The sequence below is a fragment of the Agrobacterium sp. 33MFTa1.1 genome (assembly GCF_004328495.1).
In the GTDB taxonomy this organism is placed as follows: Bacteria; Pseudomonadota; Alphaproteobacteria; order Rhizobiales; family Rhizobiaceae; genus Agrobacterium; species Agrobacterium pusense.
In genome coordinates this window covers 2,500,762-2,512,500 of record NZ_CP036358.1, presented here as the reverse complement: position 1 = coordinate 2,512,500, position 11,739 = coordinate 2,500,762, and the positions used below count along the sequence as shown (strand labels likewise).

12 protein-coding genes (1 of these 12 only partly in view) are annotated in these 11,739 nt (G+C 58.9%); 7 read left to right on the top strand and 5 right to left on the bottom strand.

Annotated elements, in window-relative coordinates:
* From hrpB to EYD00_RS12515, 3 genes are all read left to right on the top strand, one after another.
* Positions 1-959, top strand: partial view of an ATP-dependent helicase HrpB gene (gene hrpB / locus EYD00_RS12525; RefSeq protein WP_004444355.1) — the 3' end only. The gene continues 1,528 nt to the left of window position 1, outside the view; the window shows 959 of its 2,487 coding nt (coding positions 1,529-2,487); the start codon falls outside the window, past its left edge; the stop codon is at positions 957-959.
* Positions 960-985: 26 nt separating this feature from the next.
* Positions 986-2,293 carry a two-component system sensor histidine kinase ActS gene (actS, locus tag EYD00_RS12520; RefSeq protein WP_081859604.1) on the top strand — a complete coding sequence of 436 codons (1,308 nt, stop codon included), beginning with the start codon at positions 986-988 and terminating at the stop codon, positions 2,291-2,293.
* A 69-nt stretch (positions 2,294-2,362) separates the two neighbouring features.
* Entirely contained in the window at positions 2,363-2,950 is a 588-nt protein-coding gene (locus EYD00_RS12515; RefSeq protein WP_004444351.1) for an ActR/PrrA/RegA family redox response regulator transcription factor, read from the top strand.
* Positions 2,951-2,954: 4 nt separating this feature from the next.
* Here EYD00_RS12515 and EYD00_RS12510 read toward each other — a convergent pair whose 3' ends face one another.
* Positions 2,955-3,440: an MmcB family DNA repair protein gene (locus EYD00_RS12510; RefSeq protein ID WP_004444350.1), complete on the bottom strand. Its 486-nt coding sequence runs from the start codon at positions 3,438-3,440 to the stop codon at positions 2,955-2,957.
* Positions 3,441-3,624: 184 nt separating this feature from the next.
* On the opposite strand from EYD00_RS12510, the gene EYD00_RS12505 reads away from it, so the two are divergent.
* Complete coding sequence (locus EYD00_RS12505; RefSeq protein ID WP_004444348.1) at positions 3,625-4,338, top strand: L,D-transpeptidase; 714 nt, start codon at positions 3,625-3,627, stop codon at positions 4,336-4,338.
* A 76-nt stretch (positions 4,339-4,414) separates the two neighbouring features.
* Here EYD00_RS12505 and EYD00_RS12500 read toward each other — a convergent pair whose 3' ends face one another.
* From EYD00_RS12500 to hslV, 4 genes are all read right to left on the bottom strand, one after another.
* The gene (locus EYD00_RS12500; RefSeq protein ID WP_004444346.1) at positions 4,415-6,583 is read right to left on the bottom strand and encodes a malate synthase G; all 2,169 of its coding nucleotides are present in this window, start codon (positions 6,581-6,583) and stop codon (positions 4,415-4,417) included.
* 119 nt (positions 6,584-6,702) lie between these two features.
* Positions 6,703-7,668, bottom strand: coding sequence for a DUF1402 family protein (locus tag EYD00_RS12495; protein ID WP_004444344.1), 966 nt, complete (start codon positions 7,666-7,668; stop codon positions 6,703-6,705).
* 198 nt (positions 7,669-7,866) lie between these two features.
* Positions 7,867-9,174, bottom strand: coding sequence for an ATP-dependent protease ATPase subunit HslU (gene hslU / locus EYD00_RS12490; RefSeq protein ID WP_004444342.1), 1,308 nt, complete (start codon positions 9,172-9,174; stop codon positions 7,867-7,869).
* Positions 9,175-9,247: 73 nt separating this feature from the next.
* Positions 9,248-9,772 carry an ATP-dependent protease subunit HslV gene (gene hslV / locus EYD00_RS12485; protein WP_004444336.1) on the bottom strand — a complete coding sequence of 175 codons (525 nt, stop codon included), beginning with the start codon at positions 9,770-9,772 and terminating at the stop codon, positions 9,248-9,250.
* 201 nt (positions 9,773-9,973) lie between these two features.
* Between hslV and hisB the strand changes: the two genes are divergently transcribed.
* Genes hisB through hisH form a run of 3 tightly spaced genes read left to right on the top strand, consistent with a single transcriptional unit; the run spans position 9,974 to position 11,739 of the window.
* Entirely contained in the window at positions 9,974-10,570 is a 597-nt protein-coding gene (hisB, locus tag EYD00_RS12480) for an imidazoleglycerol-phosphate dehydratase HisB (RefSeq protein ID WP_004444335.1), read from the top strand.
* Positions 10,571-10,592: 22 nt separating this feature from the next.
* The gene (locus tag EYD00_RS12475) at positions 10,593-11,087 is read left to right on the top strand and encodes a DUF2628 domain-containing protein (protein ID WP_004444333.1); all 495 of its coding nucleotides are present in this window, start codon (positions 10,593-10,595) and stop codon (positions 11,085-11,087) included.
* A 1-nt stretch (position 11,088) separates the two neighbouring features.
* Positions 11,089-11,739, top strand: coding sequence for an imidazole glycerol phosphate synthase subunit HisH (gene hisH, locus EYD00_RS12470; RefSeq protein WP_004444331.1), 651 nt, complete (start codon positions 11,089-11,091; stop codon positions 11,737-11,739).

Below are 11,739 nucleotides of genomic sequence, written 5' to 3'. Positions count from 1 at the left end.
CAGGACCGCTTCTGCTGCACGCATATCCGGACAGGATCGCGCTTCAGCGCGGCGCGCGCGGCCGGTATGTCATGGCGAATGGCCGCGGGGCTGAACTGGCTGAAACGGAGCGGCTGGCGGCGAGCCGAATGCTTGTTGTCGCTGACATTACGGGACGGGCCGCGCAGCCGCGCATCCTTGCGGCGGCCGGCATCGACAGGGCTGATATAGAAGAGCGTATGCCACATCTTATCGTTCAGCAGGATCAGCTGCTGTTCGACAGGGCGAGCGGACAGGCGCGGGCGCGCCGGGTAGTGCGTCTGGGCGCCATCATTCTGGACGAAACGCCCCTGCCCCGTCCCGACGGTGAGCAGGCAGCGCAAGCGCTCGCCAACGGCGTTCGGGATTTCGGCACCGGCATACTTCCTTTTTCGAAAGAGACCGCGCAATTGCGCGATCGGATCGGATTTCTGAATGCCAGCATCGGAGAGCCCTGGCCGGATGTCAGCGACGAGGCGTTGCTTTCGCGGCTGGACGAATGGTTCATCCCTTTTCAGCATGGCGTCCGGAGCCTTCAGGACATCCGGCCCGGCAGTCTTTCCGAAGGGATTCTGTCCCTGGTGCCACATGAGGTCGCCCGAGATCTCGGCAGGCTGGCGCCGACCCATTTCGAAGCGCCGACGGGCCAGCGGCATCCCATCCGCTATGACGCCAGCGAGCCGACGCTTTCCATTCGCGTGCAGGAGCTTTTCGGGCTGAAGGCGCACCCGGCCATTGCGCAGGGGCGGTTGCCGCTGCTCCTGGAATTGACGTCGCCGGCGCACAGGCCGATACAGACGACGCGTGATCTTCCCGGCTTCTGGGCGGGATCGTGGAAGGACGTGCGGGCAGATATGCGTGGTCGCTATCCGCGTCATCCGTGGCCGGAGGATCCCGCCGATGCCCTGCCGACCAGCCGTGCGAAACCGCGCGGAACGTGATGATGACAAGGGTAAAGGAGACGAAGGTGGCTGGCCATCCGATCGAAACCACCAGGCTTGGCCGCGCCAGCCGCAGGATAAGGTTGCAGACCATTGTGTGGCTTCGCTGGCTGGCGGTTGCGGGACAGACGGCGACGATCCTGCTTGTCGCCTTCGGGCTGAATTTTCCGCTGCCACTTTTGGCCTGCGGCCTTTTGATCGCGGCGCTGGCGCTCGCCAACCTTTTTCTCACGGCCCGTTTTCCCTCCACCTACCGGCTGGAGCCGTGGGAAGCGACATTGCTGCTGGCCTTTGACCTTTTGCAATTGACGGCGCTGATCTATATCACGGGCGGACTTTCCAATCCTTTCGCGCCGCTGATCTGCGTGCAGGTCATCATTGCCTTTGCCTCCCAACCGTTGCGGCATTCCCTCATTCTCCTCGGCTTTGCCGTCATCTGCTCGACGGCGATCGCCTTTTCGCCCTTTCCGGTTCCCTGGTATCCCGGTGAGGTCTTGCCGATCCAGCTTCTGCTGCATGTCGGCACCTGGGTGGCGATCATTGCCACCACGTCTTTCGCAGCTTTTTATGCCTATCGCGTTTCCCACGAAGCCAATCAGCTCGCGGATGCGCTGGCTGCGACCGAACTGGTGCTGGAACGGGAAAAACATCTTTCACAGCTCGACGGCCTGGCGGCCGCCGCAGCGCACGAGCTGGGTACGCCCCTTGCGACGATCAGCGTCGTCGCCAAGGAGATGGAGCGGGAACTTGGGGATGATGAGAAATATGGCGAGGACATAGCGCTGCTGCGCAGCCAGAGCGAAAGATGCCGCGACATTCTGCGTCGTCTCACCTCCCTGTCCGCCGACAATGAGGAGCACATGCGCCGCCTGCCGCTTTCATCGCTGATCGAGGAGGTAATGGCGCCGCATCGCGAATTCGGCATTTGTCTGGAACTGGTTGAAAAGAACAATCGCGCCGACGAGCCGGTCGGAATCCGCAATGCCGGCATCATCTACGGCCTTGGCAACCTCATTGAAAATGGCGTGGATTATGCGCGCGAAAAAGTCACCGTAACGGTGGATTACGATCATCAGAACGTCGCAGTCATCATTGAAGACGATGGGCCAGGTTATGCCCATGACGTGCTTGCCCGTATCGGCGAGCCCTATGTGACCGAACGTCACAATGACACACGTGCAGGTGGGCTCGGGCTCGGGCTCTTTATCGCCAAGACCTTGCTGGAGCGCTCCGGCGCCACCGTCGCGTTCGAAAATCGCGGCACAACCGGAACCGGCGCGCGGGTCACAATCGTCTGGCCTCGGGCGCTCATGGAGGATAAAAGAAGCCGTTGACTTTACCATTCACGCTGAAGCGGCAATAAGAACAAGAAAAGCCGATGACGTTGCCGGAAGGCCGGAGACATGAAGACAGAAGACCAGACCTCATCCACAAGCGCGCCGGCGGACGATATCGATCCTATCGGACCTGACAAATCTCTGCTGATCGTTGATGACGATGGCCCTTTCCTGCGGCGGCTTGCCCGGGCCATGGAGACACGTGGCTTTATTGTCGACACTGCCGAGACCGTGAGCGAAGGCATCGCGCGTTCCAAGGCTGCGCCGCCGAAATATGCGGTTGTCGATCTGCGGCTTGCGGATGGCAACGGGCTGGAGGTGATCGAAGCCATCAGGCAGAACCGCGACGACACGCAGATCGTCGTTCTGACCGGCTACGGCAATATCGCCACCGCTGTTACCGCCGTAAAGCTGGGGGCGCTGGACTATCTGGCCAAGCCTGCCGATGCCGACGACGTGTTCAACGCCCTGACGCAGCGCAAGGGTGAAAAGACGGAAGTGCCCGAAAACCCGATGTCAGCCGACCGGGTTCGGTGGGAGCACATTCAGCGCGTTTATGAGATGTGCGAGCGCAACGTCTCGGAAACGGCGCGGCGACTGAACATGCACCGAAGGACGCTGCAGCGTATTCTCGCGAAGCGCGCGCCCAAATAAGCGCCTATTCGCCAAAGCTGCGCCCGGTGGTCCATTCCGCCAGCATAAGCCGGGTCGCAGCGGTTCTGGAAAAATCCAGCATGACAGATTTGCGGGTCGCCGGCGGCAATTTATGTTCCGGCGCGTCGCGAAGCATGTGAGCGCCATACCCATCCGACAGTATCAACCCGCATTCCTCCGGGAATATATCGGTTGGAACTTCCGGATGGGTGGCAAAAAACAATCGATCGCAATGCAGGCGGTATTCCGGCCATTTGCGATCGACGCGGAAATCCTCGATCGAGGATTTGATCTCGATGATCCAGATTTCACCCTTGACCGACAGGCTGATCAGATCTGCCCGTCGCCCGCTTGCAAGCGGCAGTTCCGGCAAGACCGAGTGGCGCATTTCGTGCAACAGCACCTGCACGCCGCGGCGCACCAGCATCGCCTTGTCCGACTGGCGGCCGTCGATTAACGGATTATTGTTGGTAACGGAAAGAATAGTCATGGATAAAGGCTGCTGAAGCGTTTGGCCTATTGTTGCAAAAAAGGCAATCAACCGGCAATTTTAAATGCGGTGCCGTTTCGCGGCTGCACAACGGCTTGCCAAGAGCGGCTGAATGGAAAATAACCGATTTATCCTATTAAGCCTACTCCTTCGCACAATTTGGCGAATTTTCCGCGAGAACGACATGCGCATCCGTACCCCATTGACCATACTCGGTCTGACGGCAGCACTGGCACTGGCCGGCTGCGCCGAAACTACCTCCCAATCCGCCACTCCAACATCAGCCAAGATCGCAGCCTCCGTACCGGTTGCCGATCCCGTTCCGGCGAAGGTCGAAACGGTTCAGATCTTCAACGATGTCTACGGTCCGGTGACCGATGCGGGCTATGCGCTGCCGGCCATCCCGATCAACCGCGTGAATGAAAAATACCGCCGCCAAATCGTCGAATTCCAGACGAACGAGCGTCCCGGCACGATCATCGTCAATACGCGCGATCGTTTCCTTTATTATATCCTCTCCGGCAACCGCGCCGTCCGTTACGGCATTGGCGTCGGCAAGGCTGGTTTCGCCTGGGCCGGTGAAGCCTATGTGGCCTGGAAGCAGGAATGGCCGATGTGGCATCCGCCAAAGGAAATGGCAGACCGCAAGCCGGAAGTGGCGAAATATGTCGAGGCCGGCATGGGCCCGGGCCTTTCCAACCCGCTCGGCGCGCGCGCCATGTATCTCTTTAACGAAAAGGGACAGGATACGCTGTTCCGTATCCACGGTTCGCCCGAATGGGCCTCGATCGGCACCGCCGCTTCTTCCGGCTGCATCCGCATGATCAACCAGGATGTGATCGACCTTTACAGCCGCGTCCGCCCTGGCCGCAGCACCAAGGTTGTCGTGATCCAGTAAGGGCCGCAACAGCAGATCAAGAAAAAGCCGCCGGGAAACGTCCCGGCGGCTTTTTTATTGGTGAAAAGGGCGGAGATTACGCCGCCTGCTTTGCCTTCAGCTCGAGGCGGCGGCGGTGCAGGACCGGTTCAGTGTAGCCGTTCGGTTGCTCCCGGCCCTTCAACACCAGTTCGACAGCAGCCTGAAAGGCTACCGATCCTTCGAAGTCGGACGCCATCGGCAGATAGGCTTGATCGCCTGCATTCTGCGCGTCGACCACAGCCGCCATGCGCTTCATGGTCTCGACGATCTGCGCCTCTGTCACGACGCCATGGCGCAGCCAGTTCGCCATGTGCTGCGCTGAAATGCGAAGCGTCGCGCGATCCTCCATCAGACCGACATTGTTGATGTCTGGTACCTTGGAGCAGCCGACACCCTGATCGACCCAGCGCACGACATAGCCTAGAATACCCTGCGCATTGTTGTCGAGTTCACGCTGGATTTCTTCCGGCGTCCAGTTGGGACGCGGCGCAACCGGCACTGACAGAATGTCGGAAAGCTTCGCACGGCCGCGGCTTTTCAGCTCTTGCTGAACAGCGGCGACATCGACCTTGTGATAATGCGTGGCATGCAGCGTCGCAGCGGTCGGCGACGGCACCCATGCGGTGTTGGCGCCGGCCTTCGGATGCGCAATCTTCTGCTCCAGCATCGCCGCCATCAGGTCGGGCATGGCCCACATGCCTTTGCCGATCTGCGCATGGCCGGAAAGACCGCATTCTAGCCCGATATCGACGTTCCAGTTTTCATAAGCGGCGATCCAGGCGGCCTGCTTCATGTCGCCCTTGCGGATCATCGGACCCGCTTCCATGGAGGTATGGATTTCGTCGCCGGTACGGTCGAGGAAGCCTGTATTGATGAAGACCACACGATCCTTCGCTGCGCGAATGCTTTCCTTGAGGTTAACAGTGGTGCGGCGCTCCTCATCCATGATGCCCATCTTCATGGTGTTTGGCTGCATGCCGACAAGCTCTTCGACCCGCGTGAAAATCTCGTTGGCGAAGGCCACTTCTTCCGGCCCATGCATCTTCGGCTTCACCACATACATAGAGCCGGCCCGAGAGTTCTGGCGTCGCCCGGAAGGGCCGACGTCATAGAGTGCAATGAGCGCCGTGACGACGGCATCCATGATGCCCTCGGGTACTTCATGCCCATCCCAATCAAGGATTGCCGGATTGGTCATGAGATGACCGACATTGCGCACCAGCATCAGCGACCGGCCCGGCAGCGTCAGCGCGGAGCCATTGGGCGCTGTATAATAGCGATCCGGGTTGAGGCGGCGTGTGAAAGTGTGGCCGCCCTTCGAGACCTCTTCCGTCAGGTCTCCACGCATCAGGCCGAGCCAGTTACCGTAAACCAGAACCTTGTCCTCGGCATCGACGGCGGCAACCGAATCTTCGCAATCCATGATGGTCGTCAGGGCGGATTCAAGAATGACATCAGAGATGCCCGCCCTGTCGCCCTTGCCGATTTCGGTCGAGGGATCGATCACGATTTCGGTATGCAGACCGTTCTTGCCGAGCAGGATCGTCGCGGGCTTTGCCGCTTCCCCGGTGAAACCCTTGAATTGCGTTTCGTCCTTGAGACCGGTCCCACCATTGCTGGCAACAAGCTGCAGCAGCCCATCGACGATCTCGAAACCGGTGACATCAGACCAGCTACCGCTCAAAAGCGGAGCGGTTTCATCGAGGAAGTTGCGCGCCCAGGCGATGACCTTTTCACCGCGCTTCGGGTTATAGGCCCTGCCCTTTTCGGCACCATCGGCATCAGAAATGGCATCCGTGCCATAGAGTGCATCGTAAAGCGAACCCCAACGGGCATTGGCGGCGTTCAGCGCATAACGGGCATTCATGACGGGAACAACGAGCTGCGGACCGGCGACGGCAGCAATTTCCGGATCGACGTTGCTGGTTTCCACCTTGAAATCAGGACCTTCCGGCAAAAGGTATCCGATTTCCCTCAGGAATGCCTCGTATACATCGAAATCCGAGGGGGCACCGCTCTCTCGGTACCAGCCGTCGATTTTTTCCTGCAGCGCATCGCGCTTGGCGAGCAGTTCACGGTTCTTCGGAGAAAGCTCGTGAACAATGGTCGAAAAGCCTTCGAAGAACGCCTCGCTGTTTAGACCCGTGCCCGGCAGGACATCTTCAGTCAAAAAGGCATAAAGCCTGTCATCGATGGAAAGGCCGAATTTATTCGTGCGGCTCACATGCGCCTCCTCTATTCTGGAAACACAGATTGGACGCGGAGGCGGGCGCTCGTCAATTGCGGCAGCCAGCCAAATATTATTTCCTTTTTGGAAACAATGCAGCCGATAGTCGCCGTTTTCTACAAAAGCGCCTGGAGATCCTTGATGCGGTCATTCACCAGCCAGCCGTAATAATTTTCCTCCGGCAACAGTGGCTGTTCCCCGCCTGCGGCGCGCTGGCGGTTCTTTTGGGCCAGAATGGCAGCGCGCTGTTGCGACCCACCGACATTATAAAGCGTAGAGGTCACGCCCGGATTCTTCGAAATGTCCATATCGGCAATCGACCGGTAATCATCGATCGATTTGCGGATAGAGGCCGCCATGAAAGCCAGCGAGCGGTCGGGGTCCATGATGGCGGTGTAGACCGCGGTGGCGTCGTTCTCATCCAACTTCTCATAACCCGACGTTCTCGCCACCATGTCGGACAGCATCAGCGCCGTCAGCGGATTTATCTGGCCGAGGCCGAAGGTCTGGCCGGCATAAAAGGGCTGGAAGAACACAGCACTGAAACGGTTGTTCGGATAGGTCACGCCATCGACGGTCTTGCCGCGGAAACTGTCATCCCATACATCTTCCCGGCAGTTCCAGAGACTGTAAGAATCCTTCTTCGACTGGCATTTGGAAAATTGCGAATGCGTCAGAAACTGCGCAATCGTTTCATCCTTATAGCCGAAACGGAAGCTGCTACCCGCGTAAGAAGCTGCCTTGACGTAATAAGATTGCAGCCGGTCATAGGCATCGACATTATAAGTGTGTTCGCCAACGATCGCGCCGATCATATGGATCGGATCAATCCCGTAACGCCCGGCCGTCGACTTGATCTTGGCGATCAGCGCCTTGTCGGAAGACAAAAGATCGATGACCTTCTGGTATTTGCGCTCAAAAGACGTGTTGGACGCCTTGGTTCTTTTTGCGGAAGCACCGGGAACGCCCGGTTGCTCGGCATTGCGATTGCCCGGCGGCACGACCGTTGCAGCCTGCACATAAGAAGACGCGGTGACGGTAAACGTCAAAGCAGCGGCAAATGCCAGAAGAGTTTTGCGCACGAGCGAATGCCTTTTCTCAAGCCTGCGGCTTCTGCCAGCGAAAGGTGCTGGAAAACCTGATCATTCCACTAAAACGGTTCCAACCGGAATGCAGCCCTTCCCATAAACAAAATGCGGGCTGAATGCGAGATGAGGCAGATAAAATAAAAGAGTGCGGCAAATATGGCCGCACTCTTCTTTCCTCGATCCCTGAAGTCTTCAGAGAATATAGCGCGAGAGGTCCGTATCGGCGGCGAGGTCGCCGACGTGTTTACGGACATATTCCTGGTCAATCTTGACGGCGGAACCGCCACGATCCGGCGCGTTGAAGGAAATTTCGTCCAAAACACGCTCCATTACCGTCTGCAGACGGCGGGCACCGATATTTTCGACCGACGAGTTGAGATGAACGGCCACATCAGCCAGAGCATCGATGGCGTCGTCGGTGAAGTCGAGATCCAGTTCTTCCGTCGCCATCAGCGCCTTGTACTGGCGGATGAGGCTTGCTTCCGTCTCCGTCAGGATACGGCGGAAATCTTCCCTGGTCAGTGGCTTCAGCTCAACGCGGATCGGCAGGCGGCCCTGAAGCTCAGGCAGGAGATCCGACGGCTTCGCCACATGGAAGGCGCCCGATGCGATGAACAGGATATGGTCGGTCTTGACCGGCCCATATTTGGTCGAAACCGTCGTGCCTTCGACGAGCGGCAGCAGGTCGCGCTGCACGCCTTCGCGCGAGACGCCGGCGCCCATGCCGCCATCGCGGGCGGCAATCTTGTCGATCTCGTCAAGGAAGACGATGCCGTCATTTTCCACCGACTTGACCGCTTCGCGCTGGATCATCTCATTGTCCAGCAGCTTGTCGGATTCGTCACGGATAAGGTCGGCATAGGATTTCGACACCGTCGTGCGCACCTTCTTGGTGCGTCCGCCCATGGCTTTGCCGAACATTTCCGACAAGTTGAGCACGCCAATATTGGCGCCCGGCATGCCCGGGATTTCGAAACCGGGCATGCCCGATCCGCTATCGGCCACCTCGATGTCAATTTCCTTGTCGTCCAATTCACCATCGCGCAGCTTCTTGCGGAAGCTCTCGCGCGTGCCCGGTGACGCGGTTGAGCCGACCAACGCGTCGAGCACGCGCTCTTCGGCGCTCTGATGCGCCTTGGCCTGCACTTCGGCGCGCTTCTTTTCGCGCACGAGGCCGATACCAATCTCGACAAGGTCACGAATGATCTGCTCGACATCGCGGCCGACATAACCGACTTCGGTGAACTTGGTGGCTTCAACCTTGATGAAAGGCGCGCCGGCCAACTTGGCGAGGCGGCGCGAGATTTCCGTCTTGCCGACACCGGTCGGCCCGATCATGAGAATATTTTTTGGCATGACTTCGTCGCGCAGGCTCTCATCGAGCTGCTGGCGACGCCAGCGATTGCGCAGCGCAATCGCGACCGCCCGTTTTGCATCGTGCTGACCGATGATGTGGCGGTCCAGTTCCGAGACGATTTCCCGGGGAGAAAAAGTGGTCATTCTGTCCTCTCGGCTTTCCTGCTCCGGCCGGCCATTCGGCCCGGCCCACAGGACCCATTGGTGAGAAATACGCTTACTCGGCGTCGAGCGTTTCCACGACGAGATTGTGATTGGTATAAACGCAGATATCGGCGGCGATATCGAGCGCCTGCCGGGCCACGTCTTCGGCCGACTTGTCGGTATCCATCATGGCGCGGGCGGCGGCGAAAGCATAATTGCCGCCGGAACCGATGGCGATTGCGCCGTGCTCGGGCTCCAGCACATCGCCATTGCCGGTAATGGCAAGCGTGGTGGATTTATCGGCGACCAGCATCATCGCTTCGAGATTGCGCAGATATTTATCCGTGCGCCAGTCTTTTGCGAGTTCCACGGCGGCGCGCATGAGCTGGCCGGGATATTGCTCGAGTTTCTTCTCGAGGCGGTCAAGCAAAGTAAAAGCATCGGCCGTCGCGCCTGCGAAACCGGCAATCACTTCACCCTTGCCGATGCGGCGAACCTTGCGGGCGTTGCCCTTCATGACGGTCTGGCCGAGGCTCACCTGCCCGTCGCCAGCCATGACGACCTTGCCGCCCTTTCTGACTGTAATGATTGTTGTCATCAAACACCTGTCTGCCCTGCCGGGCCTGGAGTTAACGGGCCGGGTTGCGGCCCTTTTCGGGTTCTATGTAAGTCTGGTTTTTGCGATTGCAATCATCGGGATCACACCGGGTTTTCCGCAGGTCAGCCAAGACGATGGAACAACTGGATATTTGTGTCCCGTGCTGATAAGGAACGGCGACATTTTCACGGAGCGGCCAAAATGGCAGAACGTAAAGGCGAGATTATCCGCAAGACCAACGAAACCTCGGTTTCGGTGCGTGTGGATATCGACGGCACCGGCAAATCGAAAATTTCCACCGGCGTGGGATTTTTCGACCATATGCTGGACCAGCTGAGCCGCCATTCGCTGATCGACATGGAGATCGAGGTTCAGGGCGACCTTCACATCGATGATCATCACACCGTGGAAGATACTGGCATCGCCATTGGCCAGGCGATCGCGAAGGCGCTGGGCGACCGGCGCGGTATTACCCGCTACGCCTCGCTCGACCTTGCCATGGACGAGACGATGACCAAGGCCGCCGTCGATATTTCCGGCCGGCCGTTCCTCGTCTGGAACGTCAATTTTTCCGCGCCAAAGATCGGCACCTTCGACACGGAACTGGTGCGCGAATTCTTTCAGGCGCTCGCCCAGAATGCCGGCATCACGCTGCATATCCTGAACCATTACGGCGCCAACAACCATCATATCGCCGAAACATGCTTCAAGGCCGTTGCCCGCGTTCTTCGCACGGCAACCGAGATCGACCCCCGGCAGGCAGGCCGCGTTCCCTCAACAAAGGGCATGCTGGCCTGACGCCAAAGCTGTCAGGAAGCCCATGACAAGCTATCTCGTTCTGGAAGCCCCCAACGGGCCGGACAGGGACCACAAGACGACCCGATTCATTGCCGATCGTTTCGTCTGGCTGGCTCTCTTTGCGCCATGGTTATGGCTTGCGATCAACCGGCTGTGGCTGGGGACGGCTATCGTTGTCATCGCACTCGTTGCGGCCGGACAAGTCTCGATGTTAGCCGGATTCGAACCTGCCGGAATTCTTGTTGGTTTCACGATTGGGCTCATAACAGCGCTGGAGGGACGCAATTTTCTCGTCCGGCACCTGATCCGCAAAGGTTGGACGCTGAAGTCAGTCGTTTCCGCCCCTGATCTTTCGAGCGCCGAAGACATATATTTCTCCGGTCTCTCCGAAAACGCTGACGCGGAAGAACAGCTGTCGCACCCGGTCTGGACCCCTTCGCCGCAAAAGAGCGGCGGCAAAAACTTCGTCAACGATCCCGCCGGATCGTTTCTTTTCGACTTGAATGGAAGGCGCTGACATGCGTGTCGCGATCATCGACTACGGCTCGGGCAACCTGCGTTCGGCCACCAAAGCTTTCGAGCGTGCCGCGCGTGAAGCCGGCATCAACGCAACCATCGATTTGACCGACAAGCCGGATCACGTCGCCTCGGCGGACCGCATCGTGCTGCCTGGTGTCGGTGCTTATGCCGACTGCCGCGCCGGTCTGGATGCCGTTCCCGGAATGCATGAGGCGCTCCTTGAAGCCGTCGAGAAAAAGGCGCATCCCTTCCTCGGCATCTGCGTCGGAATGCAGCTCATGTCATCCCGCGGGCTGGAAAAGACTGTTAGCACCGGGCTCGGCTGGATCGAGGGTGACGTCGTGGAAATGACGCCTGCCGATAAGAACCTGAAGATTCCGCAGATCGGCTGGAACACGCTGGAAATCCGCCACGCCCACCCCCTGTTCGACGGCATCAAGACCGGCGCGGATGGCTTGCACGCCTATTTCGTGCATTCCTATCATCTGGCGGCCAAGCACTCGACGGATGTCATCGCCACCACAAATTACGGTGGCGCGATGACGGCTTTCGTCGGTCGCGACAATATGGCCGGCGCGCAGTTCCACCCGGAAAAAAGCCAGACGCTCGGCCTTGCCCTGATTTCCAATTTCCTGCGCTGGAAGCCCTGA